Annotated in this window: 16 protein-coding genes and 1 pseudogene; 16 read left to right on the plus strand and 1 reads right to left on the minus strand. The window is 59.4% G+C overall.

From position 1 onward, the window contains the following. The first annotated feature begins 87 nt into the window (after nt 1–87). From J3S28_RS15370 to J3S28_RS15430, 13 genes and pseudogenes are all read left to right on the plus strand, one after another. On the plus strand, nt 88–720 hold the full coding sequence (locus tag J3S28_RS15370) for a TetR/AcrR family transcriptional regulator (RefSeq protein ID WP_237341620.1): 633 nt from the start codon (nt 88–90) through the stop codon (nt 718–720). A 168-nt stretch (nt 721–888) separates the two neighbouring features. Then, nucleotides 889–2,526 carry a CocE/NonD family hydrolase gene (locus tag J3S28_RS15375; protein ID WP_207841607.1) on the plus strand — a complete coding sequence of 546 codons (1,638 nt, stop codon included), beginning with the start codon at nt 889–891 and terminating at the stop codon, nt 2,524–2,526. 538 nt (nt 2,527–3,064) lie between these two features. Next, entirely contained in the window at nt 3,065–3,232 is a 168-nt protein-coding gene (locus tag J3S28_RS15380; RefSeq protein WP_207841608.1) for a hypothetical protein, read from the plus strand. 75 nt (nt 3,233–3,307) lie between these two features. Beyond that, the gene (locus J3S28_RS15385; RefSeq protein WP_207841609.1) at nt 3,308–3,511 is read left to right on the plus strand and encodes a hypothetical protein; all 204 of its coding nucleotides are present in this window, start codon (nt 3,308–3,310) and stop codon (nt 3,509–3,511) included. Nucleotides 3,512–3,899: 388 nt separating this feature from the next. Then, nucleotides 3,900–4,538 (plus strand): TetR/AcrR family transcriptional regulator, encoded by a 639-nt coding sequence (locus J3S28_RS15390; RefSeq protein ID WP_207841610.1) that lies wholly within the window; start codon nt 3,900–3,902, stop codon nt 4,536–4,538. Nucleotides 4,539–4,601: 63 nt separating this feature from the next. Next, nucleotides 4,602–4,808, plus strand: coding sequence for a hypothetical protein (locus tag J3S28_RS15395; RefSeq protein WP_207841611.1), 207 nt, complete (start codon nt 4,602–4,604; stop codon nt 4,806–4,808). 360 nt (nt 4,809–5,168) lie between these two features. Beyond that, the gene (locus J3S28_RS15400) at nt 5,169–6,242 is read left to right on the plus strand and encodes a cytochrome P450 (protein ID WP_207841612.1); all 1,074 of its coding nucleotides are present in this window, start codon (nt 5,169–5,171) and stop codon (nt 6,240–6,242) included. A 326-nt stretch (nt 6,243–6,568) separates the two neighbouring features. Further along, nucleotides 6,569–6,838, plus strand: a pseudogene (locus J3S28_RS15405) (2Fe-2S iron-sulfur cluster-binding protein); the annotation flags it as partial. A gap of 1,228 nt (nt 6,839–8,066) precedes the next feature. Next, on the plus strand, nt 8,067–8,537 hold the full coding sequence (locus J3S28_RS15410) for a carboxymuconolactone decarboxylase family protein (RefSeq protein ID WP_207841613.1): 471 nt from the start codon (nt 8,067–8,069) through the stop codon (nt 8,535–8,537). A 188-nt stretch (nt 8,538–8,725) separates the two neighbouring features. Next, nucleotides 8,726–9,040, plus strand: a complete 315-nt coding sequence (locus tag J3S28_RS15415) for a carboxymuconolactone decarboxylase family protein (RefSeq protein WP_207841614.1) — start codon at nt 8,726–8,728, stop codon at nt 9,038–9,040. A gap of 151 nt (nt 9,041–9,191) precedes the next feature. Continuing rightward, complete coding sequence (gene trxA / locus J3S28_RS15420) at nt 9,192–9,518, plus strand: thioredoxin (protein WP_207841615.1); 327 nt, start codon at nt 9,192–9,194, stop codon at nt 9,516–9,518. Between the two features lie 570 nt (nt 9,519–10,088). Next, the gene (locus J3S28_RS15425; RefSeq protein WP_207841616.1) at nt 10,089–11,339 is read left to right on the plus strand and encodes a cytochrome P450; all 1,251 of its coding nucleotides are present in this window, start codon (nt 10,089–10,091) and stop codon (nt 11,337–11,339) included. Between the two features lie 114 nt (nt 11,340–11,453). Then, the gene (locus J3S28_RS15430; RefSeq protein ID WP_207841617.1) at nt 11,454–12,287 is read left to right on the plus strand and encodes a glucose 1-dehydrogenase; all 834 of its coding nucleotides are present in this window, start codon (nt 11,454–11,456) and stop codon (nt 12,285–12,287) included. A 472-nt stretch (nt 12,288–12,759) separates the two neighbouring features. On the opposite strand, the gene trxB is transcribed toward J3S28_RS15430, so the two are convergent. Continuing rightward, the gene (gene trxB, locus J3S28_RS15435; protein WP_207841618.1) at nt 12,760–13,737 is read right to left on the minus strand and encodes a thioredoxin-disulfide reductase; all 978 of its coding nucleotides are present in this window, start codon (nt 13,735–13,737) and stop codon (nt 12,760–12,762) included. A gap of 1,077 nt (nt 13,738–14,814) precedes the next feature. Here trxB and J3S28_RS15440 point away from each other — a divergent pair. The 3 genes from J3S28_RS15440 (at nt 14,815) to J3S28_RS15450 (ending at nt 17,419) form a co-directional block, all read left to right on the plus strand. Continuing rightward, a complete protein-coding gene (locus J3S28_RS15440) occupies nt 14,815–15,141 on the plus strand; it encodes a 2Fe-2S iron-sulfur cluster-binding protein (protein ID WP_207841619.1) in 327 nt (108 codons plus the stop codon). Between the two features lie 2 nt (nt 15,142–15,143). Further along, the gene (locus tag J3S28_RS15445; protein WP_237341621.1) at nt 15,144–16,436 is read left to right on the plus strand and encodes an NAD(P)/FAD-dependent oxidoreductase; all 1,293 of its coding nucleotides are present in this window, start codon (nt 15,144–15,146) and stop codon (nt 16,434–16,436) included. A 77-nt stretch (nt 16,437–16,513) separates the two neighbouring features. Next, nucleotides 16,514–17,419: an alpha/beta hydrolase gene (locus tag J3S28_RS15450; RefSeq protein WP_207841620.1), complete on the plus strand. Its 906-nt coding sequence runs from the start codon at nt 16,514–16,516 to the stop codon at nt 17,417–17,419. Nucleotides 17,420–17,485: the final 66 nt, after the last annotated feature.

The following is a 17,485-nucleotide window of genomic DNA, read 5'->3' on the forward strand; positions in this document are numbered from 1 at the left end:
TGTAACGTACCCACAAAAGTACCAACGGGGAAACCCGTTGGTCGCTGACTCCCCGGTGCGACGTAGAAGCTATGGAAGACTGCTGTCATGACAGCCACGCCAACATCGAGGGGAACCGGGACTGTCCGGACACCGCGGCGCCGGCGTGTGGACGTCTCGCGACGAGACGACCTGCTGCGCCAGATCGAAGACATCTTCCTGGCGGAGGGGTTCATGTCCGTCACGATGGCCGAGCTCACCGAACGGTTGCATTGTTCCAAGGCAACGCTCTACAGCGTGGCCTCCACCAAGGAGCAGCTGGTCGTTCTGGCGACCAAGAAGTTCTTCGGATCTTCTGCCGAAGTCATAGAAATAAACGTTGCGGCAGAGGCGGATCCGAGGAGGAGGATAACGACCTACCTCGGGGGAGTCGCGGAGGCGATGCGCCGGAACTCCCGTGCCTTTTACGCCGACATGGTGGCCTTCGAGCCCACGGCTCAGATTTATCGTCGCAATACCGAAACCGCTGCGAACCGTGTCCGCGAACTCATCGACGAGGGCATCGACACTGGAGTGTTCTCTGCGCGTGACGGTGTGTTTGCTTCGCAGCTCGTCGCCCTCGCGATCGAAGGAGTCCAATCGGGTGTACTCCTCGACAGGACGGGAATGTCGGCCGCCGACACGTTTGCCGAACTCGGGCACCTTCTCCTCAACGGGTTGCTGGCTGACCGCCGCCGCTGAGTAAGAGTCACCAAATTTGCGAATCGGTGTCATGGTCCGCCCGGTTGCGGTACGTTTACCATCGGAAACGTACCCCTTTAAGTTCCCTCCCAATTGGTTCGGGGACGACCCTGGTAGACGAGGACATCGATGATTTTCGCGACGACAGAGTTTGACGTAGCTGTGCCGATGCGTGATGGGACCGTGCTTCGTGCGGACATCTACCGCCCGGCCGGCGACGGACCGTGGCCGGTGCTGCTTCAGCGCACCCCGTATGGCAAACAAACAGCCACCGGCAATGTGAATGTTTTGGATTTCTACAAGGCCGTTCGGCGCGGCTACATCATCGTCAACCAGGACACCCGTGGCCGTTTCATGTCCGACGGCGAGTGGCTCCCGTGGGCGTTCGAAGAGAACGACGGTTACGACACCGTGGAGTGGGCGGCCACGATCGACGGGAGCAATGGCAAGGTTGGGATGTTCGGCGGCAGCTACACCGGCAATACCCAGTGGCTCGCCGCCATTGCCGACCCGCCGCACCTTACCTCGATTGCACCGCAGATCACCTGGGCTACGCCCGAGGACGGCCTCTTCTACCGCGGCGGCGCGCTCGAACTCGGACTGAACGTTTGGTGGTCGCTGGGCCAAGCGATGGGGCAGTACTCGAAGGTCGCGGCCACCGCCGATGAGCTGTACGCGAAACTCGGCGCCACCCTCGACGATATAGATCACCTCGCCGAAAGGACCTACTGGGAGCTGCCGTCGGGCGCAGTGCCGGCCATCGCGCGAACCTTTCAGCCTGATATTGGTACCGAGCGAGGTTTGCGCGATCCCGCGAGTATCGATCAGGCACGGGTGTCAGGACGATATGTCGACGTCCGCGTGCCGTCTCTCAATGTCGCCGGATGGTTCGACGTCTTCTCCCAGGGAACGATCGACAACTACGTCGGAGCCCGCGAAGCCGGACTCACCAGCCGGTTGATAGTCGGGCCGTGGGCGCACATGAGTGGGGTCAGTGCGACCCCTGGCCACCTCTGCGGGGTCAATTACGGTCTGTCCTCGCTTGCTCCCGGCGCGGACGGAACCATGACCGGCGTGCAGCTGGATTGGAACGATCACTTCCTGGCCGGTAAACCTGCGGGTACCGAGCACGAGTCGGGTGTCGACATCTTCGTGATGGGTATCAACCAGTGGCGGCACGAGGAAAAATGGCCGCTCGACCGCGCCGTCGTCACACCGTTCTACCTCCACGCCGACGGAACACTCTCAACCACAGCGCCTTTGAGTGAAGACTCGACCACCCACTACTCCTACGACCCGATGAACCCCGTGCCGACCACCGGTGGCGCGATGATCCTTGCCAGCTCGTTCCCCGCCGGACAGCTCGATCAAGCAGCGGTGGAAGCGCGCGACGACGTCCTCGTCTTCACCTCCGAACCCCTCACCGAACCGCTCGAGATCACCGGACGGGTGGCGGCAGCCGTCTTCGCGGCCACCGACGGTCCGTCTACCGACTGGGTGGTGAGGTTGTGCGACGTCGACCCGAACGGGCGATCGCTCAACCTGGTCGACGGCATCACTCGCGCTCACACGGAAGCGGGACGCGTCGACGAGACTGAGGTCGACATGTGGTCGACGAGCATCGTCATCGCCGCTGGCCATCGACTGCGAGTTCATCTGACCTCCAGCAATTTCCCACGGTGGGACCGCAACCTGAACACCGGTGAGAACCCGCAGACCGCCACGCAGATGCGGGTGGCCCGCCAAACGGTGCACCACAGCGCATCGTGGCCCACCCACATCACGTTGCCGGTGATCCCGGCCTGACACCACAGAACCGTGCGAGGGCGGTACCACACAGTCGGGGAGCCGCCGAAACATCCTGCGAGAGGCTCTGTCGAGTTCGTCATGTTTCGGGTGGTGGTAAGTGACGACGCTGAGCGGGCGGTAGCGCCGTGTGTGGCGACTTCACCTTTTGCCGTGGTGTTGCCGGGATGGGGCATTCATTGTTCAGACGTGATTTCTCGAAAGTCTCGCATGCATCTGTCAGGGTGGTCGCTGAGGAGCCGCAGGTGAACTGCTGGTGTCGCACTGTTTCGCGAATGGCTTTCTGTCGCAAGCCAAGTCCGTTGCTGTGCTCCTGCTGACACGTAGGTGCGGCGGGCGGGTCGGCCCCCGTGCGCCGTTACCCGCCCGAGCTACTGGAGCTGGTGAACGGTCGGATCGAACCGGGGAGAGTCTGCGAGGCGACGCTGCCCCTCGCCGCCCCGGGTGGCAGACGGCTACCGCATGATGGATGAGCGAACGGCGACCAAGGTATTGATCGAACCGTGACGACGGTCCGGCGCAGCGGCGCTCGATTCTCGTGGTCAATGGGGCGGCCGCTGCGGTGACGCTGCTGTTCGCTTCAAGGTTCGTTCCCGACTCTCTCGACCCGGCGACTCCTCCGCTGGACTACGTCGGGCTGGTGTTGTCGACCGTTGCGCTCGGGACGCTGGTCTATTCGATCATCGAAGCGCCCGATCGTGGGTAGGCGTCGGTCCCGACCCTCGTCGGACTTGCGATCGCGGCAGTCATTCTGGTCATCTGCGTCCTGCAGGAGATCCGCGTGGAACGTCCGATGCTGGACGTGCGACTGTTCACGAACCTGCGTCTCACCGCCGGCGAGCGGCGCCGTCACGTGGTCGCAGGTGTGGTGACGGCTGTCGCGGCAGTGCTCACCCAGATCTACCTCCCTGCCCATCCCGCTGCGCCGGCCGGTGGCGACCCCGACGTCGAGAACAAGGCGAAGGTGCCAGAGAAACTCCAGTAGTAGACAGATAGCCCATGCCTCTCGGCCAGATCGCTGACCGCGCAGGAGTGGCTCGATGACTCCCGGACACCTTCGGAGTCCCTCTCAGCCTTCTATTGCACGGCGGATGCCCACCGCCAAGGCATGGGCGGACGCGCGACATGGTCTATGTGGTCTGATGCCGCTGGTAAACCACTGGAATGCTCGCACTCGCGCAATATGCCTGACCAGGGACCCAACACTAAGCGGGAGTCAGCCTCCGTGATCCAGATGACCCACGGGGAGCCACCGGTCCGCCGACGGAACGCGGAATGGAACTGTACGATCGCAAACTGCGACGCTTATCGTGCGATTCAGGTATGGTCCGTACGGAACGTTAGTTAAACCGAATCCGTAGGAGGGGAAGCAGTTGAGCAATGTAGGCGGAATTGCTGAGGCTGCATCGTCAACAGTCGAGGACTGGCGGAGGTTCGACGAGTTGCCGCTCCATCCCATCCTGGTCGCAGCATTGTCTGAGTTTCAACAACTCGGCTACCACGGAACAACAGTCCGCGGCATTGCCTCCCGAGCGGGGCTCACAGTGCCGTCTCTCTATTATCACTACAACAACAAAGAAGGCGTCCTCTCCGCGCTGCTGATCATCGCAACCGACGACGCGAATGAACGCCTGCGGCTATGCCTCGCCGACGCCGGTGATGATCTGCTCGCCCAGTTCGAGAACTTCATCACGTCTGTTGCGTTGCACTACACCTGTCGCCGCGACCTCGCGATGCTTCACAATGAGTCTCGCTTCCTAGGACCCGAGCTTCGCGAGAAGTACATCGAGAAGCGGGAACTCGTGCAGCAGGTCTTGGAGAAGTTGCTGCGGGAGGGAATCGACAGTGGTGTCTTTCGGGCCGACCCGGATCCGCATTTCACCGCGCGTTCCATATTGGGGATGCTTGGCGGCATCTTGGATTGGTACACCCCGCGGGGACCGCTGTATCCGGAGGAAATCGCTGCGCGCTATCGACGGTACGCCGTACGACTGGTCACCGAAGGCGCTTGACAGCACCGCCGTCGCCCTTTTTGACGTCGAGAAATCCCACGCATGATCGCTTAGACCGAGCCCGTGCCGCAGCAGATCCTCGGTCGTTGGTTGCATCAGCCTCTTGAGGAGGCCGTGCTCACCCTCTCGCGATTCGTGGTCCCAATCACCAACCGCCACATGGTCATACAAAGCAACTCCGAAGTCGGCAAAGGCGGTCTCATGGCTGGCAATCCCAATGACCCTTGCGCGGCCAAAGATCAAGCCGGTCTTGCGCGTGGCGAACGCTGACGCCCCGCGGCAAACCTTGCAATTCTATCGTACGATAACTAGGCTCACAGGAGCGATCCCCGCGTCTATTGAGCTCGACGATGCATATATTGCGCAGTTGCCGTGCCGGGGTCGCGTCTAGTCATCACGGTCGAACGCAACAGAGGTGGCCCAATGAACGCCAGCGAAACTACCGGTTCCGGCGCAGAGTCTACTGCGTTACACGACGGTAGAGCGGCCTGTCCCTTCGACCATCACTCGCCCGAGTACGCAACCGGGTATCGCAAGAAGTTCCAAGAACTGCGAGAAGCCGGCCCCGTGGTGTGGAGTGAGGCGTACGGCGGATTCTGGGTCGCCAACGACTTCGAACACGCCGGCGCGGTGCTGCAGGACTCGGAATCCTTCACCATCGAAGCAGTCGACAGCGAGACGGAGGGTGGTTCACTCATCCCGACCCCTCCGAAAGCCGCTTGGTTGTCGCCAGGGAACACATTGTTCAACTTCTTCGACGGTGAACGCCATGAGACGGTGCGTGCCGCACTGAACCCTCACTTTTCGAGGCGGCAGGTCAAGAAAATGGAAGGCGCGATCAAGTCGAAGGTGAATCAGGTCCTCGATCAGGTCTCGTCGATGCCCGAGTTCGACATTATTTACGACTTGGCTTCCCCGATCGTGGCCGGAGTTGTCAACGACCACATGGGATTTGGACTGGAAGACCCGGCTCCAATCTTCCGCGCGATGTCCGATCAGTCGCACGACAAGAAGGCTGAGGTTGATGACCAGGCCATCGTGACGTTCAAGGATGGCTGGATCTACATCGGGGAAGTGGTGCGCGCTCGTCGTGCCGAGCCGCGTGATGATGTCATTTCTGCGCTGACTCTTGCGAATGACGGGCAGTTCACGGATCTCGAGATCCAGGGCATGTGTATCAACATCATCTTTGGGGCTGCGGATACGGCTGCGGCACTCACTGCCCACTCCTTGACGTTCCTGGCCGATCGGCCCGATCTCCGTGCCCAGCTGCGAGATGATCCGAGGCAGATTCCAAACTTCGTCCGAGAGGGCTTGCGGTACTTCAACGTAGCGATGGGAGTCGCGAGGAGCGCAAAGCGCGACGTCGAGCTCGGCGGGGCGAAGATACACAAGGGTGATCGCGTCTTTGCACTGCTTCCCTCGGCAAATCTTGATCCGGCCAGATATGACCATCCTGACGAGTTCGACATATCGCGCGGCGCACTTCCACATCTGGGTTTTGGGTCCGGTGTACATACCTGCCTCGGCGCGGGCTTGGCACAGGCCATCGTAGTGGCCGTCATACAGGCTCTGCTGGAACGCGTAGAGACATACTCGATTGACACCGCCAAGGTGGTCGGCAATCCAGACAAGTCATTCATCAATCTGTTCCACCGCGCTCCTATGAGGATTGAATCCTTCCGCGAGCCGGTCTCGCATTGAGCGAGGCTGCATCGTGCTCGCAGCTCAGGTTCAACCCGTGGAGGACCAGGCTTGCTGAGACAAGTTATCGCGACAAGGAACTGCGCATGCTGCGGGAAACTTCTTACACGACGGTGTTCTCGGCGCGGATCGTCAGGCGCACCGCGTCGCGAACCCTCTCGCCGCGCTTCTGACCACCCTGGCGGTCAGGTGAGTTCGCGTAGGAGGCGCGGCCTTGAATCTCAACGATTCAGTTCTTACAGTCGTCACGAAAACTCGAGGAAGTACAAATGTGCGATAAGTCGAGAGTCGTCTTCGTCTAGGACGAGCACCGGACAGAAGTAGTTGCGCTCGTGGGCACTTCGATGCTTCACGCCGCCACCGACAACTTGGTGAGTGGCGTCATCGGAGAGTGCGGCGGCGACGTATCATGCGCCACATGTCATGTTTTCGTCGATCCGGATTGGTTTGACCGCCTGCCTCCGGCCGAAGCCGACGAGCTGGAGATGCTCGAAGCGACGGTCGAGGAGCCCACCGAATTCAGCCGCCTGAGCTGCCAGCTGTCCTGTACCTCTGAGACGGACGGCATCGTGCTGAACATCCCCGAAAGCCAATAGGTATGGCTATCGACGGCGACAACGAGCGACCGGCGGGTCGATTCAGCGCCCAAGCTGGTTCAGTTGCCGATGAGTGGTCGCGTTCTTCACTTTTGTGTCCGGGTGGCGGGTGGAATGTCTACGACGAAGCGTTCTGGCGGAGGACCTGTTTCGGTCACTGTTGAGTTCGATGAGCTAGTGAATGCGTAGAAGACTCGGATGGATCGGCGGTACCTGGAACTGCAACGGGCGAGGCCGGCGGGTGACGCGCACCGGGGGGTATGTGGTGTTCCATAAATCACGAGGTGCGCAGTCGATCCGAGTGGCTCACCGCGCCGACGTGAGGCAGTTCTTGCATTGCAGACCGTGTGCGATGGGTGCGGTTGTCACGAAATCGGCAGATTCCAAATCTACGAACATTCTTGCCTGACCGGCGCGGATCGGCCTTGTCGAGGCGATGGAGAATGCCGGGCTTGAACGTCCCAATCGGGTCGTGCCGCTGCTGACGCGTGAGATCTCAGGACATGTATGACGCTTGTGTCCTATAGACCTCTACCCGCGTCTGAGCATTCGGCGCTGCACGCTCGAGGTCCTGATGCCGACGGCTGCGGTGTCGACTGATCGGTGTCGACACCGCTCGAACGCCGTGAGCTGAGTCTCCCTGAATCTAGTGGGTTCGGCATGAGATTGAGAAGGTGGTAGCTATGCAACGCCTCCGACGGTATTGGACTTAGCCGCGGCCGAGGAAGTACCGATCAAGTGTGCGCCTGTCGGGCATGAGGGAGTCATCCGACATTCCCCACCTGACGCGGGCGACCAGGACCTACGTGGAACATGCTCGGCGCGGCCGTGTTTACCCGCCCGCAGCTCGACCAGCCCGCGAGAGTCTTTGCGGTGGCGAGAAGACCTGCATTCGCTGGGGCTCGGCGCATCAGCAGCCCTACGAGACTCCAGTGGTTGCGCGCGCCCGACGCCAACGTGTGTGGCGTCTCCTTCCCCCGGGGGGTTCGGGCTCTCCGCATTCACGTTCTCCGTCAGACGCTCGCCGGGACGTGCCACGGTCAACCGATGCTGGTTCAGCTTGCAGACGATTCCTGTTGACTTCGTGACATTGGTTACATTAGCGTAGACCCCGCAGGATGTTATCTAGCGCACGTTAAGGAGAGTTCTCATGGTCAATGTTGGTTGTTTCAACCCTGAAGACAGAGCTATGCCCGACTCGGCCGCACTACATAGCGTGGTGGGCTAGATGTCTACATCGTCGCTGTCGCCCGTCACATTGGACCACCGCCTCCGAAGCTTGCAGCCCACCGATATGGAGGACCTCGACCATCTCCTGGAAGTGACGTGGAGCACGGTCGATCCCGTTCGATTGGAATTGTGTCGAATTCGGTTGGCGATGCTCATGGGCAATCGCGATGCAGCAGAGTATCGCCATCCCCGCGCCGTCGATGCAGGTCTCGACGAAGGCAAGATTGCCTCGTTGGACCGTTGGTTCACGTCTGCCGCCTTCGACGATGTGGATCGTGCCGTCCTAGCATTTACCGAGCAGTTCAATCTCGCGGTCTCGCAAATGCAAACCGAGGACATCGAGGGTCTACGAGCGCACTTCTCAGACGCCGACGTAATGAACTTCAGCGCCGCGATCTATGTAATTGAGCTCGACATGCGTATGCGAATGGTTGCACAAGGACTACTTCACCCCGAGGAGACTAAATGATAATTACACGCATCGATCCAACGCTGGTACAGCAGTCGCCTATCACCACCGCTTACGACGTGTTCTCTGCGACGGTGGTGCGATCGCGACTGGCACGGTCGGACAAACTCGATCCGCGGATCACTGAGATCGTTCGGTTGCGCTGCGCTCGGACCCACGACTGCCGTGTCTGTCAATCGCTGCGTGAAATGACAGCAAGAGAGGCAGGTCTCGACGACGAACTCACCGACCAAATTGACCGATTTGAAGAGTCCGACTTCCCTGACTCATGGAAGGTTGCACTTCGGCTGACCGACGCCACGATACTTTCCCCGAACCTCGTCGACGATGCGCTGCGAGTACAAGCACGCCAACACTTCACGGACGTCCAGATCACAGAGATTCTGTTCGATATCATGAAGTGGAGTTGGCAGAAGACCCTCGTTGCCCTGCGGGTCGAAGCCGAGATAGAAGGGGTAAAGGACGTCCGGTTTGGGGCGGACGGTCACGCGATTCACGCCTAGTCGCATTGCAGCGTAGGTCGTGATGGATCCCTCTTCGACGGCTCTGCGCCATTCAATGTGCTCCGGTCGCGAGGTGCCGCAACAGACGTCCTTAGAAGGGACAGCACGTCTCCTGCGATAGTCGCATTATCGAATCAGAATGGAGCCTTCTATGGCTGACTTGAAAGTAGTTACCGACAGCAACTTCTCGGGAGAGGTTCTGCAGTCTGACAAGCTTGTGCTTGTTGATTTTTGGGCCGAGTGGTGCGGGCCGTGTCGTCAGGTCGCGCCGATTCTTGTGGAGATCCAAGAAGAACTTGGCGACAAGATTGAGGTTGTCAAAATGAACGTGGACGAAAATCCCGTTGTCACCGCAGAGTACCACGTCAGTGGTATACCAACGATGAACGTGTATCAGAACGGAAAAGTCGTCAAACAGATAAACGGGGCCCGCCCCAAGTCAGCGATCTTGAAGGAACTGGCAAGCTTTATCGGCTGAGTTTTTCTCTGCCTTAGAGCGGAATCGCCTGGTCTGGAGAGGGTCTACTGAGCAACCTGCTGAGCGCAGTTCTGTAGAGGCACTGCCCGGTCATACGATGCCGCCGATAGATGTAACTCGAGCAGCTTATATTTGCCGCGACTACGGCAGCGAGCCCCGCTCATGAATCTTCGTTGCTGAGGGCACCCAGTCGAAGCCCGTTTGTCTGGTCACCGGCGCCCGGCAACGAATAGCTGAGTTATCAATAACAATTCAGTTCCGCGATGAGCCATCCGGGCGATCTTTTTACCCGATGCCAACGATTCCATACTTAAACGTCGCAACATCAATGTGTAAATGTATCGAACAATGCATATGGCGTTGCCGGATCATATTGCGGCGAATGTTAGTAGGTTCGAGCTATAGAGCATTCGGTGGATCCATCATTGCGCGACTGGTCGAGGCATCTGGGTTCTGACCTCTGCTGTGCAAGTAGATGCATAACCGGTGAAATAGTCATTCGGCATGCCCGCAAGTGGGGTACCGACTGATTGCGCAAATCTCTCTATTCCCCTACGCGAAAGGATTCAGATGACCATCACTACCGAGATCCCGGGAATACCGGATCTCGCTGACCCCGAGACATTCAGAGCGGGCGTTCCGCACGACGTTTACGACACGTTGCGCTCTCGTCCAGGACTTGTGTGGCAGCCGGCAGACACGGGCACTCTCACGGGGGGGTTTTGGCTACTAACCCGGTATGACGAAATAGCCGACGTGTTGCAGGATGCTGAGACATATAGCTCGCGGCTGGGTGCTGTCTACCCGTTGCTCAACCCAACAGGCGACAATCTGATGAGTAAGCACGTCCTTTTCATGGACCCGCCGGAGCATAGTCGCGTACGTCGAGCGGCGGCCAAATCGTTCGGACCACGGGTTGTTGCGAACTTCGAGACCTGGATTCGTGAAGTGGTGGTCGAAACGCTCGATGACGCGTTGAAGTCTGACGAATTCGACTGGGTCGAAGCGGTCGCTCGTTATATCCCCGCGCGTGTTATCGCCCGAATTCTTGGTGTGCCGGTAGATCAGCGCAGTTACATAGTGAACACCACAAATGACATTTTTGAGGCCCAGGCCTTGAACGACGGCGGTGCGAAGTTTACAGAAGAAATGATGAACGTCGGTGAGTACATGACTCGCCTGGGGCATGAGAAGCTCGTGAACCCAGGCGATGATATGACGACGGTGCTGGCCAAATCGCTCGATGAGGGCGATATTGATTCACTCGAATATCAACTCTACACAGCTTCTTTGCTCACGGCTGGATTCGAAACAACGCATACAACGATCGCGCATATAGGTCATCTTCTGGCCACCAGGCCAGAGATCCGAGAAGCATCGAACCGAGCCCTCAATGAGGGAAGGTCTGCAGAACTGGTCGACGAGTTTCTGAGGTACATTACGCCAGCGATGAGGTTTGTACGCGTCGCTAAAAGAGACACCGAGATCGGTGGGCAGGCGATCAAAGAGAACGACATGTTGATGGTTGTTTTTTCGGCCGCGAACCGAGATCCGTCCGCGTTTCCCCGACCTAACGAGTTTGATCCTTTCCGTAGCGAGCCCAAGCCGGCAGCAGGAACCGGTGGCGCCGGCCTCAGCTTTGGTGCAGGCCCACATCGGTGCGTTGGCCACATGCTGGCGAAGCTAGAGCTTCGTATCCTGCTCGAGGAAATGCATTCTCGCCGGATTGCTCTCCAAATGAATGGCAAGGCAGAACGCGGGTTGAGCGGCGTGGTGAATACCTTGGTCAAGGTCCCGGTCTCGGTCGAAATTGGGCTTTGAAGATGTCGCACTACAGGCTCAGTAGGTACACGTTGTCGCAGCCATCGGGCAGGTCAACGCTGGCCAGTTCTAATAATTTTGATCGTAGGTCCGATCGCAAGGGAAAGAGAATTCATGGGTAATCGGCTAGAGGGAAAAGTGGCACTCATCACCGGTGCGGCCCGAGGGAGTGGCGAGGCGACCGCACGCCTTTTCGTCAACGAAGGCGCTAAAGTCGTTATGACAGACGTCTTGGACGATCTTGGAAAGGCTGCGAGCGAAGAATTGGGTGAAGCGGCCATCTATGCGCATCTCGACGTTACCCAGGCGGAGGATTGGGACAACGCTGTCAACGTCGCGACAAAAGCGTTCGGTAGGTTCGATATCTTGGTTAATAACGCGGGGTTCGCGCGTTATGTGCCGGTCGACAAGATTACCGAAGAAGAATTCATGACCCATCTTTACGTCAATACACTTGGACCCTTCCTTGGAATAAGGGCGGTGATCGACCCGATGCGCCGTTCTGGCGGAGGAGGGTCCATCGTCAATATTGGATCTACGAACGGGCTCCGCGGGTCTGCGGGAGGAGCCGGCTACTGCGCTTCAAAGCATGGCCTGACCGGATTGAGCCGGAGTGCTGCAGTCGAGCTTGGGCCGCTCGGCATCCGCGTGAACTTAGTCGCTCCGGGCGGGGTTGCAACTCAAATGGCGACCGAAGCGCAGGCGGCTTGGTACGGAACCGGCATTCTCGAGCCCGGGCCGGGTGACTGGTCACTTCCGTTGAAGAGAATGGGTGAGCCAGCCGACGTCGCAACAATGGTGCTGTTTTTGGCTTCGGATGAGTCCAGCTATTGTTCTGGCGCCGAATTCGTTGTCGATGGAGGGATGAGTGCGGACCACCCAACAAAACCGGCAGAGGCCTGGGTCGAGCATCTCAGTGCCCTTCAGCAGCAGTCGGTGCGGCATTAGCAACGGACGAGGTGGGTTGGACGCGAACTGAAGACCGGTCCGGCGGTCGATCCTCCCGGCGGCCGAGTGTGTCGGGAGGATCGGCTCCAGGTTGTTCGACGATTGACGATTTACATTTACTAATGTGATCAATTCGGGGTTCTGAGCGACGCATCGATATTGGTGACCGACACGTACCGGTCCCGAGCGGAAGAAGGCGCGTCGAGTCAAAGACGATGATCGCCAGCATCCGACACTGGGCACACCCCGCCGGCGAGTAACCGATCGCAGAGTTGTCGACGAACGTCGATCGAGTCGGTGCGGATCGTGCCCCCCCCCAGATCGCTGTGCTCGACACGTGAGACACCATTGTCGACGGCGCGGGTACACATCATCTGGCCCGCCAACCGGGACCTGCCACCTGAAACAGTCAGGTCGACGGGACTTCGCCTATCGTCCACGCCTGGAAGAGATAGTGACGGTTTGCATTGGGCTAATCGAGCACAGCGGTGATAGCCTTCGCAGCAAGCGAAGCGTGCTTGAGGGCGGCGAGATAACGCTCCGCGTCGAGGGCGGCGGAACATCCTGAGCCGGCGGCGGTAATGGCTTGCCTGTATGAGTGGTCGACGAGGTCACCGCAAGCGAAAACTCCGGGCAGGTTGGTTCGAGTACTGCGACCCTCGACCAAAACGTACCCCGCGTCATCGAGATCTACCTGGCCTAGAACCAATTCTGAACGCGGATCATGCCCGATTGCTATGAACAGACCAGTTGCGGCCAGTTCGCGAGCTTCACCCGTCGTAGTGTCGCGCAGGGTCAGACCCGTCAGCTGATCGTCACCGTGCAGCTGGGCGACCTCAGAGTTCCACGCGAACTCGATCTTAGGATCTGCAATTGCGCGGTCCTGCATGATCTTCGAGGCTCGGAGTGTGTCGCGACGGTGGATCAGTGTGACCTTCGAAGCGAAGCGCGCCAGGAAGGTTGCTTCTTCCAGCGCGGAGTCTCCTCCACCTATTACAGCAATATGCTGCCCCCGGAAAAAGAATCCGTCGCACGTGGCGCACCAACTGACGCCGCGACCGGACAAGCGGTCCTCGTCCGGAATGTCGAGTTTGCGGTAACCAGAACCCATTGCGAGAATCACGGCATTCGCCGTGAATGTGCCCTGTGCCGTGATGACAACCTTTACCTCGCCGGATAGATCAACCTCGGTGACGTCATCCTTGATCATTTCGGTACCGAACCGTGCTGCCTGCGCACGAATCTCGTCCATCAAGTCAGGGCCCTGAATTCCGTTACGAAAGCCGGGAAAGTTTTCCACTTCCGTTGTGTTCATCAGCGCGCCGCCTGCAGTGACGGACCCCTCGAACATTAACGGGGAAAGATTAGCGCGCGCGGCGTACACAGCCGCTGTGTAGCCGGCCGGGCCGGAACCGATGATGATCACGTCGCGGTGGTTGTTGCTGCTCATTTATGCCTCACTGTATTCACGCTGGAACGCCGAGACGTGACTTAGAGTCATCGCGACTCGGTCCCGTCCGGTCTTGTGGATCGGGCACTGCTAAGAGACGCTCGAATCTGAACGACTCGACGAACTACGATCTGATTACGGGATCTGTCGTTGTGGTAGACGTTTTGTAGTCGAGAAGCCTTCAGCTGCAGTCGATCGGCGCGAACCGACTTCATCGGCCGTCCTTTCAGAAATGCGGACTGTATCACCGGTACTCGGCTTGGAGAGCGGGCTGCGGGAGCTCGGCCTCGAATGTCGCACCGGTTGTTGCCGTTATGTCGGGCATGGGGGCTCGCCATGCCCGACATATCGAAACTGACGACAGGGGACCCTTGCCTTGTGGGCGCCCTCCGTCGTGCGCGCATGGGTCACAGAGTGGAACGAGCCATTGTGCCGCCCTGTCATCGATGCCGTGATCACGTGGCCGTCGACTGCAGAGGCGGCGTATGAAAGGATCACCTGCATTCTGTCTACCGATCGCTATAATGTCAACATTTGCTGAGCGGGCCTCGCGATCTCTCCGGCGACCATACTGCAGTCCAGGAGTTGTTTCGGGCATAGATTTGGTTCGCGCTAGATTCCGAAGCAGATCAGGAACTGAGCTAGCGCTAGGCCTTGACAGTGGTACCGATCACATTCAAACTGGTTCGAAGCCCGCTGTAGAAGCCTGAGGGAGTTTCATGAGCGTCATGAGTGACGTCTGTGCTCGTCGTGTAGAGCCCCAGACGCCGGCCGGGGTGTACGGACCGATCTTCAGAGTGAACGCGCTTGAGCGTCAAAGGGGAGATCGGTCCCCTGACGCATCCGAGAGGTCGAGTAGGCGACAGGTTGCGCTCAGTTCTGGCGGCCCAGCGAAACCCGGAACTTCTATCGGCAATTCCTAGTAGTTCGCACGCTATGACGACGTAGCGCAGTTGCTACTGGACCACCGCAGGGCTCGGTTCGACGAGGTAGTGCGATCTAGCCAGCGCCAATGTTGTTGACTACGAGGGTTTCTGCAGTTCATAAAACTATCTACGATCACATGAGGAACAGCACATGAGCGATAAATCGAAAGTCGTCTTCGTCAAGGACGGGCACCGAACGGAAGTAGAGGTGCTCATGGGTACGTCCATGCTTCACGCCGCGACCGACAACTTGGTCAATGGCATCATCGGAGAATGTGGCGGTGATCTGTCGTGCGCCACGTGTCACGTGTTCGTCGAGCCGGAATGGTTCGACCGCCTGCCTTCGGCCGAATCCGAAGAGCTGGAGATGCTTGAGGCAACGGCCGAGGAGCCCACCGAGTTCAGTCGGCTCAGCTGCCAGCTTTCGTGTGTCAGTGAGACCGATGGGATCGTGCTGCACATCCCGGACAGCCAGTAAGGATGGTTGTCGACGACGGATACGAGCTGGCAATGGATGCAGACCGTGTCGATCATGTCGTGATAGTGGGTGCGGGGCAGGCCGGCGGCGATCTGGCCGCGAGTTTGCGTGAGCAGGACTTCGCAGGCCGAATCACGGTTATCGGTGCAGAGAACTCCTATCCATACTCTCGCCATCCGCTATCCAAGTCATATCTCACTGAACAGAAGACCCGGCTGGAGCTTCTGATCAGGCCTGAGGACTCATATCGGCGTTTCGGCATCGACGTCAAGCTCGGCCAGCGGGCGGTGTCCATCGAGCGCGAGCACAAGCGCGTGATCCTCGAAGATGGCCAGAACATCGCCTACGACGCCCTTGTCCTCGCAACCGGCGGTTCGCCGCGGGCCTACCCGGACGAGTTTTTGGCGAGGGCGACGAACGTCTTCTACTTGCGCGACGCTGAGCACGCAGACTCGATACGGAAGCACTTGACTCCCGGTGCTCGATTGACCGTGATCGGGGGAGGCTATATCGGACTCGAGGTGGCGGCTGTGGCCAGAGGACTCGGTGTAGAAGTGGCAGTCGTCGAACGCGAGGAACGCGTGCTGGCGCGTGTGACCTCGCCCGCTACCTCAGCCTTCTTTGCCGATGTCCACGAGCAGGAAGGAGTGAGGGTTCACACAAGTAAATCCGTCGATCACTTTGAGGTCGGTTCGAACGACGAACTGACAGCAGTCTTGCTCGACGATGGCACCACAATCTCGACCGACGTGTGCCTGATCGGCATCGGCCTTCAACCGCGCACGGACCTGGCACTCTCGGCCGGACTGAACGTCGGCGACGGCATCCTGGTCGATTCTTCGTTACGCACCAACGACCCCGCAATCTACGCGATCGGCGATGCTGCGCGTTATCCATGCTCCGAGTCCGCGGAGACCAGACGGCTCGAATCCATCCCGAACTGTACCGAGCAGGCGCGTGCCCTGGCCCGGACCCTTACGGGTAAATCGGAACCGTTCGACGCTGTGCCGTGGTTCTGGTCCGACCAGTACGACATGAAGCTTCAAGTCGTAGGTTTGGCAAGCCCGAGTGACACGGTTGTCGTGCGACGCGACCCCGACAAGGCCCGGCATATCGCCGTCTTCTACTTGCGGGACAACCGGGTTCGAGCGGCGGAGGTCGTGTCCAGTCCGCGCGACTTTGCCGTCGCGCGGAAAATGGTCAGCGTACGAGCAGTCGTCGACCCATTGGCGTTGGCAGATACCAATATTCCGCTCAAGAACTTACTTCTGGCCGCGGCGCCGACGCGCGGGTGATTCCACTCGTGCGAGGGGTTGCCCGGGCACGAGCAACAAGCTAGTGAGATCTGATACACACCCGAGGAGAATGCAACATGGCAAGTGAAGTAGCCGAGAAGTTGGACGCGGAACTACGTGCGTTCACCGCCAGCATGGTGGGAGCTGAGAACCCGTCGCTCAAGAGCCTGCGAGAGGGTTCCGAGGCCATGGGGACGTTCGGAGCAGCACGTTCCGATGTGGACGTCAGCGAAGTCGACATGGGCGGGCGCCGGGCGCTCAAGCACGTCCCGCAGGACGCCGGCGACGGCGTCATCCTGAATCTGCACGGCGGCGGACTCACCATGGGTTCGCCCGAGTCACACAGCCGGCTGGCCGCCCATTTGGCAGCGCGCAGCAAGATGACCGTATACAACCTGGATTTCCGGCTGGCGCCGGAACATCCGTTTCCAGCTGGGATCGATGACAGTGCTGCGGCCTACCGGTGGCTGATCGAGCAGCGTGTGTCACCTGATCGAATCTTCCTCAGTGGTGACAGTGGTGGGGCGGCCTTGGCGCTCGCGACGCTGATCGATCTGACTCGTGAGGGCACGCGTCTGGCGGGTGGCATCTTCATGTCACCGTGGGCTGACTTCAGGCTCGAATCGGGATCATACGAGACCAACGACGAGTCTGATGTCATGTGCTCGCGGCCGATGATGATTCCGCTGCGGGAGAACTACTGTCCGAGTGGAGATTTTGAGAACCCTCGCGTCTCTCCTGCATTGGCAGATCTCGCGGGGCTACCCCCGCTGATGATCCAGGCCAGCTCGATCGAGGTTCTCCTCGACGACGCAAAGCTCATCGCCGAGCGCGCTGGCTACGCGGGTGTTGAGGTTGCCTTCAAGGAGTACGACGGCGTTCCGCACGTGTTCCAACTGTTCGCCGGGAATCTTCCGGAGGCAGACGATGCATTGCAGTCCGTCGCTGACTGGGCGACGAACGTGCTGACGCGAGTCGCCTGACTCGGGTGCCCTGACGGGGCGAGCGCAAAAAGGCGCCTCCCCCGCGATGTCCGTTCTACGGATTCG

Source organism: Williamsia soli, from assembly GCF_017377795.1.
Lineage (GTDB): Bacteria > Actinomycetota > Actinomycetes > Mycobacteriales > Mycobacteriaceae > Williamsia > Williamsia soli.